Origin of the sequence: Nocardioides albertanoniae, assembly GCF_006716315.1 — a bacterium.
In the GTDB taxonomy this organism is placed as follows: domain Bacteria; phylum Actinomycetota; class Actinomycetes; order Propionibacteriales; family Nocardioidaceae; genus Nocardioides; species Nocardioides albertanoniae.
In genome coordinates this window covers 3,886,143-3,901,638 of sequence record NZ_VFOV01000001.1, presented here as the reverse complement: position 1 = coordinate 3,901,638, position 15,496 = coordinate 3,886,143, and the positions used below count along the sequence as shown (strand labels likewise).

The 15,496-nt window shown below is 69.7% G+C and carries 14 protein-coding genes; 6 read left to right on the top strand and 8 right to left on the bottom strand.

Going from position 1 to position 15,496, the window contains the following annotated elements:
- Positions 1 to 18: 18 nt before the first annotated feature.
- A complete protein-coding gene (locus FB381_RS18780) occupies positions 19 to 909 on the top strand; it encodes a helix-turn-helix domain-containing protein (RefSeq protein ID WP_141781684.1) in 891 nt (296 codons plus the stop codon).
- On the opposite strand, the gene FB381_RS18775 is transcribed toward FB381_RS18780, so the two are convergent.
- The gene (locus FB381_RS18775; protein ID WP_141781683.1) at positions 796 to 1,965 is read right to left on the bottom strand and encodes an MFS transporter; all 1,170 of its coding nucleotides are present in this window, start codon (positions 1,963 to 1,965) and stop codon (positions 796 to 798) included. The two genes, FB381_RS18780 and FB381_RS18775, sit on opposite strands and share 114 nt — an antisense overlap.
- 84 nt (positions 1,966 to 2,049) lie before the next feature.
- Positions 2,050 to 2,871, bottom strand: coding sequence for a substrate-binding periplasmic protein (locus FB381_RS18770; protein WP_141781682.1), 822 nt, complete (start codon positions 2,869 to 2,871; stop codon positions 2,050 to 2,052).
- Positions 2,872 to 3,101: 230 nt separating this feature from the next.
- Between FB381_RS18770 and FB381_RS18765 the strand changes: the two genes are divergently transcribed.
- Entirely contained in the window at positions 3,102 to 5,090 is a 1,989-nt protein-coding gene (locus tag FB381_RS18765) for a thioredoxin domain-containing protein (protein WP_211352491.1), read from the top strand.
- Between the two features lie 75 nt (positions 5,091 to 5,165).
- A complete protein-coding gene (locus FB381_RS18760; RefSeq protein ID WP_141781680.1) occupies positions 5,166 to 7,064 on the top strand; it encodes a helix-turn-helix domain-containing protein in 1,899 nt (632 codons plus the stop codon).
- On the opposite strand, the gene FB381_RS18755 is transcribed toward FB381_RS18760, so the two are convergent.
- The 5 genes from FB381_RS18755 to FB381_RS18735 are packed head-to-tail and all read right to left on the bottom strand — an operon-like array spanning position 7,061 to position 11,739.
- Complete coding sequence (locus FB381_RS18755) at positions 7,061 to 8,056, bottom strand: branched-chain amino acid ABC transporter permease (RefSeq protein ID WP_141781679.1); 996 nt, start codon at positions 8,054 to 8,056, stop codon at positions 7,061 to 7,063. The genes FB381_RS18760 and FB381_RS18755 overlap by 4 nt on opposite strands.
- A complete protein-coding gene (locus FB381_RS18750; protein WP_141781678.1) occupies positions 8,053 to 8,925 on the bottom strand; it encodes a branched-chain amino acid ABC transporter permease in 873 nt (290 codons plus the stop codon). Before FB381_RS18750 ends, FB381_RS18755 begins: the two co-directional genes overlap by 4 nt.
- Positions 8,926 to 8,976: 51 nt before the next feature.
- Complete coding sequence (locus FB381_RS18745; RefSeq protein WP_141781677.1) at positions 8,977 to 10,224, bottom strand: ABC transporter substrate-binding protein; 1,248 nt, start codon at positions 10,222 to 10,224, stop codon at positions 8,977 to 8,979.
- Positions 10,225 to 10,265: 41 nt separating this feature from the next.
- A complete protein-coding gene (locus FB381_RS18740) occupies positions 10,266 to 10,973 on the bottom strand; it encodes an ABC transporter ATP-binding protein (protein ID WP_211352490.1) in 708 nt (235 codons plus the stop codon).
- Complete coding sequence (locus tag FB381_RS18735) at positions 10,966 to 11,739, bottom strand: ABC transporter ATP-binding protein (protein WP_246088195.1); 774 nt, start codon at positions 11,737 to 11,739, stop codon at positions 10,966 to 10,968. The genes FB381_RS18740 and FB381_RS18735 overlap by 8 nt, the downstream gene beginning before the upstream one ends.
- A 128-nt stretch (positions 11,740 to 11,867) precedes the next feature.
- Here FB381_RS18735 and FB381_RS18730 point away from each other — a divergent pair, with 128 nt between their 5' ends.
- Together FB381_RS18730 and FB381_RS18725 are read left to right on the top strand one after the other, a co-directional pair.
- Positions 11,868 to 12,008: a tannase/feruloyl esterase family alpha/beta hydrolase gene (locus FB381_RS18730; RefSeq protein WP_246088194.1), complete on the top strand. Its 141-nt coding sequence runs from the start codon at positions 11,868 to 11,870 to the stop codon at positions 12,006 to 12,008.
- A 55-nt stretch (positions 12,009 to 12,063) separates the two neighbouring features.
- Complete coding sequence (locus tag FB381_RS18725; RefSeq protein WP_141781676.1) at positions 12,064 to 13,560, top strand: amino acid permease; 1,497 nt, start codon at positions 12,064 to 12,066, stop codon at positions 13,558 to 13,560.
- Between the two features lie 157 nt (positions 13,561 to 13,717).
- On the opposite strand, the gene trhA is transcribed toward FB381_RS18725, so the two are convergent.
- Positions 13,718 to 14,458, bottom strand: coding sequence for a PAQR family membrane homeostasis protein TrhA (gene trhA / locus FB381_RS18720; protein ID WP_246088193.1), 741 nt, complete (start codon positions 14,456 to 14,458; stop codon positions 13,718 to 13,720).
- Between the two features lie 87 nt (positions 14,459 to 14,545).
- Here trhA and FB381_RS18715 point away from each other — a divergent pair, with 87 nt between their 5' ends.
- Positions 14,546 to 15,322, top strand: coding sequence for an isoprenyl transferase (locus FB381_RS18715; RefSeq protein WP_141781675.1), 777 nt, complete (start codon positions 14,546 to 14,548; stop codon positions 15,320 to 15,322).
- The last annotated feature ends 174 nt before the right edge of the window (positions 15,323 to 15,496 follow it).

The window sequence follows — 15,496 nt, the reverse complement described above, 5'->3', positions numbered from 1 at the left end:
TCGCGCGCTGGTCCTGGTGTGAACCAGGCCGGCCCCGCATGGGAGATCACCCAGGTCCACCAGCAGCGGCTGGCGGCCGGCTCCGCCGGTGACAACGTACGCAGCGCCTCCTGGATGCTGGTCGACGACGGCACCGTCGTGCTCACCGCGGCGGGCCAGTCACACCTTCTCCGCACCGGTGACGCGGCTCTGGTCGGCGGCCAGGTCCGACACCGGCTGGCGACCCACGACGGCGCTGCGGTGACGGTCGCCGATCTGCGTGCGGTCTCGGTGCCCTACCCGCTCGCCAACCCGCTGGTCGTGCGTGACTTCGCCGGCCGGCACAGCGGGGTGGCCGCGCTGGTGCGCCGCTGCCCGCTGAGCGGACCGTGCAGCCCCATGGTGCTGTTCGCGTCGGGATATGCGTTGCTGCTCGGGGCTGCGATGACGGCCTCCTGGCTCGAGGACAGCGGACGCGAGATCGGTCGGCAGGAGCCCCCGGCGCTGGACCCCGCGGTCGAGCAGGTGATGACTGCTCTGACGGCGAACCCGGGCGATGCCTGGTCGGTCGAGCGGATGGCGGGGTCCGTGCACCTCTCGCGCTCGGCGCTGGGGGAGCGGTTCCGGCGCAGCCTCGGGCAGAGCCCGAGCGAGGCGTTGCGGGAGGTGCGGATGCGGGCGGCCCGCGCCCTGCTGACCGGCGGCGACCGCCCGGTCGAGCAGGTGGCGTACGCCGTCGGCTACGGCTCGGGGGCGGCGTTCAGCCGCATCTTCACCGCTCTGCACGGCATCGGGCCGCAGGCCTGGCGAGACGGCTCAGTCGCGCGGCACCCGGATCGCGGCGAAGCCGGCCGCGCCGACGGCAGCGGACACCGCACCGACGAGGAGCACCCGCCCGACCCCGTAGCTGTCGAGGAACGCGCCTCCTAGCGCCGCTCCCGCGGTGATCGCGATCTGGAACGCGGTGACCTGGAGCGCCAGCGCCGACTCGGTGCGCTCGGGCTCGGCGCGGGTGACCCAGAGCTGCGTGGCGACGGGCACCATGTTCATCCCGAAGCCCCAGACGAGCATCGCGAGCGCCATCACGGCGGTGCTCTCGGCGAGGAGCGTCAGCATCAGCCCGGCCGCGAGGAGAAGGGCAGCCGCGGTGACCGTGACCCGCAGATGTGCGGCGAACCGCCCGGCGGCGAGATTGCCGAACAGCCCGCCGACGCCCCACAGCACCAGCATCCACATGCCGTCACCGGGCGAGGTGGTGGCGATCGCGATCCGGATGAACGGGTAGGCCACGAAGTTGCCGAGCACCACCACGACGACGAGAGCCACTCCGGCGACGAGCCGCGGGTTGCGCACGGCCCGGCGCATCATGGCGAGCCCGGCTCCGGGGTGGGCGGGCACCGACGGCAGCGCCCGTGCCACGGCGACACCGGCGAGCAGGCTCAGCACCGCGCCGCCGACGAACCCCCAGCGCCAGCCCGGGCCGTCGGCGAGCAGCGAGCCCAGCGGCACACCGACGATCGTGGCCACCGTGACCCCGAGCGCGATCGAGGTCGAGATGACGTGGTCGTGGCCAGGCGAGGCGTACGTCCCGGCGGCGAAGGCGAACGACCAGAAGCCGGCCAGCGCCGCCCCGAGCAGGAGACGGCCGGCCAGCAGCACGAGGAAGCCGGGCGCCAACGCGACCGCCAGGTTGGCCACGGCTGCCGCGACCAGCAGACCGACCAGCACCGTACGCCGGTCCGTCCGCGGCAGGAGCATGGCGATGCTGGGCGCGGTCAGCGCTCCGGCGATCGCGGTCGCCGCCACCGCGAGCCCGGCGGTGCCCTCGCTGACCCCGAGGTCGCGCGCCATGGTGGGCAGCACGCCCGCGGGCAGGAACTCGCTGGTGACCAGGATCGCGATCCCGGCGGCGAGCGCCACCACGGGGGTCGTGCGACCTGGAGGGGCGGTCGGGGCGGCAAGGGAGTCTGGCGAAGTCGTCGTCACCCTTCGATCCTCGCCGCGGCACGGCCGTCCGGGTTGATCGTCCGTCGCCCGTGCTTGACCGTATGCCGCCAGATGCCGCCAGGTTCAGGAGCCCTTGTCGCCGAACACGTCGGAGAGCGGGTCCGCCTCGAAGTAGGCGGTCTTGATCCGCAGCCACTCGCCGCCGAGGACCATGTCCTTCAAGACCCCGTCGATCTGCTCCCGTCGCTGGTCGCCGGACCGCACGACGAACGCGATCGGGGCGTCCTTGACCGGGTAGACGATCGGCTCGTCCAAGGCGATGGGTGCGCTCTTGATGATCGACTGCGCATAGGGGGCTCCGTGGAAGAGCGCGTCGGCCTCGCCTCGACCGATCAAGGTGAGCGCAGCCCCGACGTTCGGCGCCTTGACGATCTCGACGTCGTGGTACTTCTCCTCGAGGTAGGACTCCTGGATCGCGCCGTCGACGACCGCGATCCTCTTCCCGTTGATGTCACCACGGGTGTGGATGGTCGATCCGCGCGGCGTGAGGAAGGCGACGTACGTCGAGAAGTAGGGCGCGCTGAAGTCGAACTCCCGCTCGAGGTCCGAGGTCTTGGTGACCTGGGCTCCGACCATGTCGATCTTTCCCTCACGCAGGGCGGGGAAGAGCTCGTGGAGCTCCATCGCCACGAACTCGGGCTCGAGGCCCATGCCCTCGGCGACGCTGCGGGCCATGTCATGGTCGAAGCCCTTGGCCTCGCCGCCGCGCTCGTAGTAGACCGGCTCGGTGCTCTCGACCCCGATGCGGAGCGTGCCGCCGCCGGCCGCGGCGGCGTTCGTCTCGTCGGCGGCCGACGGGGCGGAGCCGGTGAAGCGTCCGCCGAGGGCGATGGCGCCGACGACGACCAGTGCGCCGACGACGAGGAGCGGCTTGCTCAGGTTCATGTGGGTCCTGTGGCTGGGGGAGGGTGGGACCAGCCCGGCTCGATCTGCACCGAGGAACGAGACGCGGTGGCTGATCCGTACCTAGATCCAACCGGGATCAGCCTCCGTGCTGGCCAACCGGACGCGAACCGACGATGAACCCTCGGGGTCGGTGGACCCACAGGCGGCACAGGACCCATCTCCTGGGACAGATCCACGCCGCCGGCTCGCGTGCGTGCGAGGCTGGGGGTGTGGCCAACCGACTCGCGTCTGCAACTTCGCCGTACCTCCTCCAGCACGCCCAGAACCCGGTCGACTGGTGGGAGTGGGGCACCGACGCGTTCGAGGAGGCTCGGCGGCGCGAGGTTCCGATCCTGCTGAGCGTCGGCTATGCCGCCTGCCACTGGTGCCACGTGATGGCCCACGAGTCGTTCGAGGACGCGGCGACCGCGGCCTACATGAACGAGCACTTCGTCAACATCAAGGTCGACCGCGAGGAGCGGCCCGACGTCGATGCTGTCTACATGGCGGCGACGACGGCGATGACCGGCTCCGGTGGGTGGCCGATGACCGTCGTGCTCGACCACGACGGCAACCCGTTCTTCGCCGGCACCTACTTCCCCGACACACCTCGTCACGGGCAGCCGGCGTTCACCCAGGTGCTGCAGGCGCTCGCGGAGGCCTGGACGCAGCGGCGATCGGAGATCGGCGACGTCGCCGACAACGTACGCCGCCATCTGGCTGCAGCTCCCACCGCGCCCGATGCTGCCGGCTCGTCGCAGGTCGACCCGGGTGCCGCGGTCGAGAAGCTCTCCGAGGAGTTCGACCCGATGGCGGGCGGGTTCGGGGGTGCGCCGAAGTTTCCGCCGTCGATGGTGCTGGAGTTCCTGCGGCGCGCCGCCCTGGCCGGATTGGAGAGCGAGCACGCGCGAAAGGCGGCGCACATGCTCGCCCGCACGGCAGCGGCGATGGCCGGCGGCGGCATGTACGACCAGGTCGGAGGCGGTTTCGCCCGCTATGCCGTCGACCGGGGCTGGGTGGTGCCCCACTTCGAGAAGATGCTCTACGACAACGCCCAGCTGATCGGTCTCTACGCCCGGTTGGACACCGGCAACGGCGACCGGATCGCCCGCGAGAGCGCCGAGTGGATGATCCGCGAGCTCGGCACCGCAGAGGGCGGTTTCGCGTCCGCGCTCGACGCCGACAGCGAGGGCGTCGAGGGGAAGTTCTACGTCTGGACCCCCGCCGAGCTGGTCGAGGTCCTCGGGGCCGAGGACGGAGCCTGGGCGGCGGAGACCTTCGAGGTGACCGAGGCCGGCACCTTCGAGGAGGGCGCCTCGACGCTGCAGCTGCGACACCGGCCCGCCGACTCCGAGCGTCTCGAGTCGGTGAAGGCACGGCTCCTGGCCGCCCGGGAGCAGCGCGTGCGGCCGGAGCGCGACGACAAGGTCGTCGCAGCATGGAACGGCCTGGCGATCAGCTCGCTGGTCGATGCCGGGCTGCTGCTCGAGGAGCGTCGCTATCTCGATGCCGCGCTCGAGGCCGGTGAGCTGCTGTGGCGGCTCCACGTCGTCTCGCCCGATCGCGACGCTCGCCTCCTCCGCGTCAGCCGCGACGGCGTGGCCGGGGCGCATGCCGGCGTGCTCGAGGACTACGGGTGCGTGGCCGGGGGATTCCTCGCGCTCGTCCAGGCGACGGGGGATCGGGTCTGGCTCGAGCGCGCGAGCGCCCTCCTCGACACCGCGCTGGCACACTTCCGCGCCGAGGACCGCGGCTTCTACGACACCGCCGACGACGCCGAGGCGCTGGTGACCAGGCCGAGGGACTCCTCCGACAACGCCAGCCCGAGCGGCACCAGCGCGATGGTGCATGCGCTCCTCACCGCCCACGCGCTCACCGGGGAGGGCCGCTTCCGCACCGCCGCCGAGGAGGCGCTCGCCGCCACGAGCGTCCTGATGACGAAGGTGCCCCGGTTCGCCGGCTGGTCGCTGGCGGCGTCGGTCACGATGAGCGACGGACCCCTCGGGATCGTGGTCGTCGGCCCGCCCGGGGCCGACCGCGACGCGTTGGCGGCCAAGGCCCGGCGCAAGCCGGGCGCGGTGGTGGTCGTCACCGACGGAGCTCGCGACGACATCCCGCTGCTGATCGGCCGCACTCCGGTCGGCGGGAGGCCGGCGGCGTACGTCTGTCGGGGTTTCGTCTGCGATCGACCCGTCACCACGCCGGAGGACCTGGCGTAGATCGCCACTCGATCCGGGGCAACTGTGTGTCGATCCCATATGTCGGCGGGCGATTGAAAGTGTAACTTCGGTCACATGTCGGTCGATCTGGTTGCGTTCCTGGAGCTGCTGGCCGGGGATGCCGCCGAGGCCGACTTCGAGGGCCCCGCGGCGGCCGCGAGAGCGGCGGGAGCCTCTGCGGAGGAGCAGGAGCGGATCGAGCACGCCAAGCGTCTCGCGCTCCAGGTCAGGGGCACCCTCGAGGGGCGCCGCCGGCGCGAGGGCGAGCTGGGCGCGCTGTTCGAGTCGGCCAACGACCTGGCGATGCTGACCAACCTGGAGGCGGTGCTCCAGGCGATCGTGACCAGGGCCAGGCAGCTGCTCAACAGCGACGTCGCCTACCTGACGCTCAACGACGAACGCCGCGGCGAATACATGCGCGTCACCGAGGGCATCCTGACCGTGGCGTTCCGGACGACCCGTATCCCGTACGGTATCGGGCTCGGCGGGCTCGTCGCGCAGACCACGAGGCCCTACTCGACCGCCGACTACATCCCCGACGAGCGGTTCCGGCACGCCCCCGACATCGACGCAGCGGTCAGCGGCGAAGGCATCCGCGCGATCATCGGCGTGCCGCTCCTGCTCGGCAGCCAGGCCATCGGCGTGCTCTTCGCCGCCAACCGCACCGTGCGGCCGTTCGGCGTCGAGGCGAGCGCGTTGCTCGTCTCCCTGGCCGCCCATGCCGCGATCGCGGTGGACAAGGCCAGGCTGCTGGAGGAGACCCGCGCCGCGGTCGCAGAGCTCGAGGTCACCACCCGCAAGCTGCAGGCCCGCAACGAGGCCGTCGAGCGTGCGGGCGACGCCCACGACCGGCTCACCCGGATCGTCGTCGGGGGTGGCGGAGTCGACGACGTCGTACGCAGCGTCGCCGAGGTGCTCGGCGCCCGGGTCGTCCTCCGTGACCTGAGCGGCGAGACCATCGCGACCAGCGCACCGGACGAGCCCGTCTCCGACTACGAGGACGCCGTGATCCGGCGGAGCCTCGACCTGAGCCGCACCGCCGGCAGCGGCGACATCTATGCCACCCCGGTCCTGGCCGGCGCCGAGCAGCTCGGCTCGATGCTCCTGGGCCCTCGCGAGGCCGAGCGCGAGACCCACGGCGACCTGGAGGAGGGCGACCAGCGGATCCTGGAGCGGGCCGCCCTGGTCACGGCGCTGCTGCTGCTCTTCCGCCGCAGCGTCGCGGAGGCGGAGGGACGGGTGCGTGGAGAGCTCCTCGACGAGCTCCTCTCGGGCTCCGCGCCCGACTCCGAGACGCTGCGTGAGCGTGGCCGCCTGCTGCAGGCCGATCTGTCCAGGTCGTATGCCGTGGTGGTCGCCGACGTGCCCGGCGACCGCGCCCGGGTCGGTCAGGCGGCGACGTTCCTCGCCGCGACCCACGACGGGTTCGCGGCCGTGCGGCAGGGGCAGGTGGTGCTGATCTTCCCCGGCTGCGAAGCACGTGCCGCCGGCGAGCTGGCCGTCGAAGGGCTCCGGCTCTCCGCCGGTGCGCCGGTGACCGTCGGCGCCGCCGGACCCGTGCCGGGTCCGCTGAGCAGCCCCGACGCGGTGGTCAAGGGCTATGACGAGGCCCGTCGCTGCCTGGCCGCGGCGGTGACGCTCGGTCGTCAGGGCCAGGTGGTCACCGCCGACGACTTGGGTTTCGTGGGGCTGCTGCTCGGAACCGACGGCGACCCGGCGGCCTACGTCAGCTCACGGCTGGGCCCCGTCGTCGACTACGACGAGGCGAAGGGATCCAAGCTGGTGGAGACGCTGCGCACCTACTTCGGAGCCGACCGCAACCTCACCCGCACGGCCGCCGCGCTGCACGTGCACGTCAACACCGTCACCCAGCGGCTCGAGCGGGTCACCCGCCTGCTGGGAAAGGGCTGGCAGGAGCCGGAGCGCCAGCTCGAGGTGCAGCTGGCGCTCCGGCTCCATCAGCTCGTCGCCTAGCCCTTCCTGCTCAGCCAGAGGTGTCGGGCGGTGCCCCAGATGCCGCGGCGGAAGAGCAGGACGACGGTCACGAACACGCCACCGGTGACGATCCCGATGCCGTCGAACCCGGACGAGGCCAGATAGTCGGCGAGCATCACGATCAGACCGGCGCCGATCACCCCGCCCCACAGCGTGCCGATGCCGCCGAGCACCGTCATCAGGACGACCTCGCCCGAGGTGGTCCAGTGCAGCTCGGGCAGCGCCACGAACCCGTGGGAGAGCGCGAAGACGCCGCCGGCCAGCCCGGAGAGACCGGCCGAGAGCACGAAGGCGACCAGCTTGTAGCGCTCCACGTCGTAGCCCAGCGCCCGCGCCCGCGGTGCGTTGTCGCGGATCGCGACCAGCACCCGCCCGAAGGGGGAGTGGACGATCCGCCAGGCGGCCCACATGCCGAGCAGGATGATCGGCAGCGCGGCGTAGTAGAAGAAGAACGCGTCGGTCTCGACCGCCTCGATCCCGAAGAACGAGCGCGGCACTCCCTGGAGCCCGTTCTCGCCGCCGGTGAGCGAGGAGGCCTGGTTGGCGATGAAGAAGAGCATCTGGGCGAAGGCCAGCGTGACCATCGCGAAGTAGATGCCCGAGCGTTTCACCGAGAGGTAGCCGATCGGCACGGCGAGGATCATCGCGAAGAGCGCCCCGCCGAGCACCGCGACGGGAAACGGCACCCCCAGGTGGATGGCGATCAGCCCGGTGACGTACGCCGACCCGCCCCAGAACGCGGCATGACCGAACGAGAGCAGCCCGCAGTAGCCCAGCAGCAGGTCGAGGGCCACCGCGAACAGCGCCCAGGCGGCGATGTCCATGGCCACGGGCGGGTAGACGAACCAGGGGAGCCCGAGGGCCACCAGCAGTCCGACGGCCAGCAGGACCAGCCGCTGCCAGGGACGCGCCCCGGCGATCGCCGCGTGCTGCTCGGTGACGCTGGCACCGGCGGTTGCGATCGAGGTCATGCCGTCGCCTCCTCTCGTCCGAAGAGCCCGGCCGGACGGGCGAGGACCACCACAGCCATCAGCACGAAGATCAGCACCTGCGCGAACGTCGGTGCGTACGCCTGGCCGAAGGCTTCCACGAGGCCGACCAGGAAGCCGCCCGTCACGGCGCCCACGATCGAGCCGAGCCCGCCGATGACGACCACCGCGAACAGGATGATGATGAAGTCGCTGCCCATCTCGGCGGTGATCGCGCGGAACGGTGCGGCCAGCACCCCGGCCAGCCCGGCCAGAGCGACCCCGAAGCCGAACACCGGGGTCACCCAGCGCCCGACGTTGATGCCGAGCGCGCCGGCGAGCTCGGGACGCTCGGTCGCGGCGCGGACGATCATGCCCACCCGCGTACGTGACATCAGCAGCCAGACGCCGAGGCAGACGAGCAGCGCGACACCGATCACGAAGAGCTGGTAGACGGGCAGCCCGATCCCGGCCACCTGGATCCTCCCGTCGAGCGCGGCCGGGCGCTCGTAGGGGAGACCGCTCACGCCGTAACGGCGCTTGACCAGGTCGACCAGCAGCAGGGTCAGCCCGAAGGTGAGCAGCAGGTTGTAGAGCGGGTCGAGCGGCAGCAGCCACCGCACCAGCAGCCGCTCGATGACCATCCCGAAGACCAGCATCAGCACCGGCACCACGAGCAGCGCCAGCCACAGGCTCATCCCGACGGTGTCGAGGAGCACCGCGGCGGCGACCGCGCCCAGCATGTAGAAGGCGCCGTGGGCGAAGTTGACCACGCCCAGCACTCCGAAGATGACCGCCAGGCCCAGCGCGGCCAGCGCGTAGAAGCTGCCGGCCGCGAGGCCCTGGACGGTGTACTGCAGAACCGCGTTCATGCTGTGCCTTTCAAGCCAGCGTCCTCAGATCTTGTACGAGGTCGGATCAGGTCACATCGAGCAGCCGGACTCGGAGGCCGGGCGGAAGGCCTCCTCGGCCGGGATGGTCTTGATGATCTCCTCGTAGTCCCAGTCCTCCTTGACGTCGTCGGGACCCTTGACCTTGGCCAGGTAGACGTCGTGGATGACCCGGTGGTCCTCGGCGCGGATCTCGCCGTTGCGGAGGAACATGTCGTCGACCTTCTTGCCCTCGAGCTCCTCGACGACCTTGTCGGCGTCATCGGTGCCGGCCGACTGCACCGCCTCGAGATACTGCATGGCGGCCGAGTAGTTGCCCGCGTGGGCGTACGTCGGCCGGTCACCGGTCTCCTCCATGTAACGGTCGGCCCAGGCGCGGGACTTGTCGTCGAAGTTCCAGTACCAGGCGTCGGTGAAGATCGTGCCCTCGAAGGCGGCGACGCCGAGCGAGTGGATGTCGGAGATGAACATCAGCCCGACGGCGAGGTCGACGCCCTTGTCCTTCAGGCCGGAGTCGTTGAACTGCTTGACCAGGTTGATCAGGTCTCCGCCGGCGTGCATGGTGCCGATGACCTGCGGCTTCGCCGCGCCCGCCTTGGTGATGTAGGTCGCGAAGTTGTCGTTGGGGAAGGGCGTGGCGACCGTGCCCGCGACCTTGCCGCCGCCGGCTTCGATGGCACCGGTGAACGACTTCACCATGTCTTGGCCGAAGGCGTAGTCGGGGTAGATCAGCTGCCAGTTCTTGTCGCCGTCCTCGGTGACGACGGTGCCGGTGCCGTTGGCCAGCATCCAGGTGTCGTAGGCGTAGTGGAAGGTGTATTTGTTGCACTGCGCGCCGGTCAGGTCGGTCGTGCCGGCGCCGATGTTCATGTAGAGCTTCTTCTTGTTCTTCGCCTGCGTCGCGACGGCGAGCGCGGCCGAGGAGGTCGGCACGTCGAGGATGATGTCGGCGCCCTCGCGGTCGTAGAGCTCCTGCGCCTTGGTGTTGGCGATGTCCGGCTCGTTCTGGTGGTCGGCCGAGGTCACCTCGATCTTGTCGACGACGGCGTCGTCGCCGTACTTCTTCTGGTAGTCGTCGATCGCCATCTGGATCGCGATCTTCGAGTTGGGGCCGGAGACGTCCTTGTAGACGCCGGAGGCGTCGTTGAGCAGCGCGAGGACGACCTTGTCGTCGGTGAAGTCGCCTCCGCCGGCGCTCGGGCCACCCGCACCGCAGCCTGCGGTGACCAGGACACCTGCCATCAACATGGAGGCGCCGGCAACTGTGCGTCGCTTGTTCATCGTGTCTCTCCTCGCGGGGGTTGGGACTGCGTTTGATCGGGTCAGATCCCGAGGTGTTCGAGCAGCTCGTCCTGACGCTCGACGAACTCGTCGTTGTCGAGGCTCTCGACCAGACGGCCCTGGGCGAGCAGGTAGTGGCGGTCGGCGACGGTGGCGGCGAAACGTACGTTCTGCTCGATCAGGAGCACGCCGATGCCCGACTCCTTGGCGGTCCGCACGATGTCGCCGATCTGCGTGACGATGACCGGCGCGAGCCCCTCAGAGGGCTCGTCGAGCAGCAGCACCCGGGCGCCGGTGCGGAGCACCCGGGCCACGGCGAGCATCTGCTGCTCACCGCCGGAGAGAGTGGTGCCACCCGCGCGGCGTCGGCTGCCGAGAGCGGGGAAGGCGTCGTAGACCTGCTCCAGGCTCCATGCGTCTTCACCGACGCGTGGCGGCAGCAGCAGATTCTCCTCGACGCTCAGGTTGGCGAAGATGCCGCGGTCGTCCTGGACCCAGCCGAGCCCGGCGCGAGCCCGTCGGTGCGCCGCCAGCGTGGTGATGTCGCGACCGTCGAGCCTGATCGAGCCCGACAGATGCTTGTGAAGCCCCATCAGGCAGCGCACGAGGGTGGTCTTGCCGGCACCGTTGCGGCCGACGAGGGTGACGACCTCGCCCGCGCCGACGCTCAGGGTGGCCTCACGCAGTGCCTGCGCCTCGCCGTACCAGGCGCTCAGGTTCTCGACCTCGAGCTTGGGTGTCTCAGGCACTGTGAGCCTCCCCGAGATAGGCGGTGATGACGCGGGCGTCGGCGCGCACCTCGTCGTAGGACCCCTCGGCGAGCACCGAGCCCTGCTGCAGGACGGTGACGCGGTCGGCCAGCTGGCCGACCACGTGCATGTTGTGGTCGACGAAGACGACCGTGCGGCCCTCGGCGATGCGGCGGACGAGCTCGATGGTGCGGTCGACGTCCTCGATGCCCATGCCGGCCGTCGGCTCGTCGAGCAGCAGCAGCTTCGGCTCGACCGCGAGCACCAGAGCGAGCTCGAGCGCGCGCTTCTGGCCGTAGGCCATCAGCCCTGTCGGTCTGTCGGCCAGGTCGCTCAGACCGACCTCGGCCAGCAGCCGGTCGACCTCCTCGCGGCGACGGCCCAGCAGCTTCGCGGAGCGCCAGAACTTCAGGCCCTGGTTGGTGAGCCCCTGCAGCGCGATCTCGACGTGCTCGCGAGGAGTCAGGTTCTCGAAGAGGCTGGTGATCTGGAAGGAGCGGGCCACCCCGTGTCGGGTGATCCTCTCGGGTGCCATCGCGGTGACGTCGTCACCGAAGACCGTGATCTGTCCGCTGGTGGGCTTCACAAAGCCGGTCAGCAGATTGAACAGGGTCGTCTTGCCGGCGCCGTTGGGGCCGACGAGCGCGTGCAGGGTGCCCTCGGCGACCTCCAGGTCCACGGAGCTGACCGCGCGGAAGCCACGGAAGTCCTTGGTGAGTCCTTCGGTCCGCAGCGCGCAGATCCGGTCTGGTGTGGTGCTCGTCACATGAGCGACGCTAGGGGAAGTGTCGCGGCGGACGCCATAGATGTTGGGGACACACTGGGCCCTGACCCTGTGTGGGTGATCGCCATGCTGGTCCCACTCGGGCAGGCGAAGATGTGTGCGTAGGACATATGGCGCAGGTCACAACGCGTCGGGATGCTGAGGGCAACGCGGGGGCCGGTCGCACCCGGCCGTTGTGCGAGTGGCCCAGTTGGCCGGCGTACGTCGGGGGCGAAGTCTCTGAGGCAAAATCCTTCAGATGTCGCGACTGAAACGTTAACCCCCCGCTCTTTCGAGCCGTCCTGGCGAGATGGTTTCCTATCCCTCATGTCCATTTGGCGAACAAAGTCCATCGAGCAGTCACTCGCCGATGCCGACCACCCCGAGTTCAAGCTCAAACGACGGTTGACCGCCGTCGACCTGACCGTCTTCGGGATCGGCGTCGTCATCGGCGCGGGAATCTTCACGCTGACCGGTCGGGTCGCGGCTGAGTTCGCCGGCCCGGGTGTTGTCTTCTCCTTCATCATCGCCGCACTCTGCTGCGGCCTGGCGGCCCTCTGCTACGCCGAGTTCGCGTCGACCGTGCCGGTCTCCGGGTCGGCCTACACCTTCTCCTACGCCACCCTCGGCGAGATGATGGCCTGGATCATCGGCTGGGACCTGATCCTGGAGATGGTCCTCGGCGCCTCGGTCGTCGCGCAGGGCTGGAGCAGCTATCTGGTGACGTTCCTCGAGGAGATCGGTCTCGGCTGGCCCGCGGGCTTCGGCCCGGACGCCAACGCCGAGTTCGGTCAGCCCAACCTGGCTGCGCTGGTCCTCGTCGTGGTGCTCATCGCCCTGATCACGATGGGCATCAAGGAGTCGCTGCGGGTCAACCTCGCGCTGGTCGCGGTCAAGCTCTTCATCGTCCTCTTCGTGATCGTCGCCGGTCTGTTCTACGTCTCCGGCTCCAACTACGACCCGTTCGTCCCCGAGCGCGCCGGCTCCGTGTCGGGCGAAGGCATCCAGCAGCCCCTGATCCAGTGGGCCATCGGCCTCGAGCCGCAGACCTTCGGCGTGCTCGGCATCATCTCGGCCGCCTCGGTGGTCTTCTTCGCCTACATCGGTTTCGACGTGGTCGCCACCACCGCCGAGGAGGCCAAGAACCCGCAGCGTGACCTGCCCCGCGGCATCATCGGGTCGCTGGTCATCTGCACGGTCCTCTACGTCGCGGTCGCGCTGGTCATCACCGGCATGGTGCCGTACGACCAGATCGACCCCGAGGCAGCTCTCGCCACCGCCTTCCGTGACGTCGGTCGGAGTGGTTTCGCCACCCTGATCTCCGCCGGTGCGGTCGCAGGTCTGACCACCGTGGTGATGACGCTGATGATCGGCGCCATCCGCGTCATCTTCGCGATGAGCCGCGACGGCCTGCTGCCGGTGAAGCTCGCCCACGTGAACAAGAAGACCGGCACGCCGATCCGGATCACCCTGATCGTCGGTGCGATGGTCGCCGTCGTCGCCACCTTCACCCCGATCGGCAAGCTCGAGGAGATGGTCAACATCGGCACGCTGACCGCCTTCGCGCTGGTCTCGATCGCGGTGCCCGTGCTGCGCAAGCGCCGCCCCGACCTGCCGCGTGCCTTCCGGGTGCCGTTCAGCCCGGTGCTGCCCATCGTGGCCGCGCTGATCTGCATCTACCTCACGCTCAACCTGAGCCTCGAGACCTGGCTGCGGTTCGTGGTGTGGATGGCGATCGGCTTCGCGATTTACTTCCTCTACGGCTACCGCAGCTCGCGGGTCGGCAAGGGTGATGACAAGGCGGCCGAGTCGCTGAGCAAGTGATCCACTCCTGGATCTCGTAGCACGACAGCGGGGCGCGCGGCCGATGGCCACGCGCCCCGCTTGCTGCTTTCTCGTGCACCCGATGCCGAGTCGGCTCGTCATGACGAGCCGACTCGACGCTGGTTCTGGTCAGGACGAGCCGACTCGACGGGCGGGGTCAGCGCAGCGAGTAGGTCGCGAGCGAGACGCCCGTGTAGTGAGCGACGAACGCCAGGATCGTGAAGGTGTGGAAGACCTCGTGGAAGCCGAAGAAGCGCGGCCACGGGTTGGGGCGCTTGAAGCCGTAGATGACGCCACCGGCGGTGTAGAGCGCGCCGCCGACGCAGATCAGCGTGAAGGTGGCGATCCCGATGCCGAGGCCGAGCGCGACAGCGCCGGTGAAGAACGAGGGGATGAAGAAGATCGCCGCCCAGCCGAGCGCGATGTAGTTGGGCACGTAGAGCCACCGCGGGGCGTCGTTCCAGAAGACCCGGAACAGCACGCCGAGGATCGCGCCGGTCCACACCACCGAGAGCAGCACGACCTGGGTGACGCCGTCGAGGAGCAGCAGGGAGAACGGCGTGTAGGAGCCCGCGATCATCACCATGATGTTGGCGTGGTCCCAGCGCTTCATGATCGTGAACCACCGCTCGTTCCACCGGCCGAGAGCGTTGACCCGGTGGTAGACCGCGGAGACCGTGAAGAGCAGCAGAGCGGCCATGGTGAACACCGCGGCGCCGACCCGGGGCGCCCCTGCGGGGGCGAGCACGATCAGGACGATGCCGGCCGCGAGCGTGAGCGGTGCGGTGGCCAGATGGATCCAGCCCCGCATCTTCGGGAGGGCCTCGTGGACGGTCGAGGAGACCGAGTCGGAGATGTTTCCGACCTTGTGGCGCATCGCATCCGTCATCTCGCTCATGACGAGCAAGGCTAACGGCTCGACCTGAAGATCCGGTGAATCACGTCCCGCTGGGTGATGTGGGTTCGGTCTCGATACTCTTCTGCCGTGGCAGACTGGAAGGAAGGCGTACGTCGGGTTCTCTACCCCGCCTACGAGGCGCGGATGCTGCGCAAGATCGACACGTCCAAGCTGCCCAAGCATGTCGGTGTGATGCTCGACGGCAACCGTCGCTGGGCCAGGGAGGTCGGTCAGTCGACCGCCCACGGCCACCGCGCCGGCGCCGCCAACATCGAGCCGCTGCTGACGTGGTGCGACGAGATCGGCATCGAGGTGGTCACCCTGTGGCTGCTCTCCACCGACAACCTCAACCGCCCGGCCGAGGAGCTGGCACCGCTCCTCGAGATCATCGCCGACGCGGTCGACTCCCTGGCAGACGTACGCCGCTGGCGACTGCACCCGGTGGGCGCTCTCGATCTGCTGCCCGGCTGGCTGGCCCAGCGGCTCCAGGCCGCAGAGGACGCGACCCGCGATGTCGACGGGATCATCGTCAACGTGGCCGTCGGATACGGCGGGCGGCGTGAGATCGCCGATGCCGTGCGCGCGCTGCTCAACGAGCACGTCGCTCGGGGCACCTCGCTGGAGGAGCTCGCCCAGATCATCGACGTCGAGCACATCGCCGACCACCTCTACACCAAGGGCCAGCCCGACCCCGACCTGGTGATCCGCACCTCGGGGGAGCAGCGCCTGGGTGGGTTCCTGCTGTGGCAGAGCGCCAAGTCGGAGTTCTACTTCTGCGAGGCCTACTGGCCCGACTTCCGGCGTACGGACTTCCTGCGTGCCCTGCGCGCCTACGCCCACCGCGAGCGTCGCCTCGGCCGGTGAACGCCGGCAGATGAATGCCGGCAGGTGAACCCCGGTCGGGACCGCTGGCCGGAACGAGTGGCCGCGTCACCAGGTGTTCACACAGAAAAATACTGCGTGTTGCCACAGTCGCCTGGCTCGGCGTCGTAGCGTTGTCCCAACGGCGGGGAACAAAAATCCCGTCGCACCTGGAGG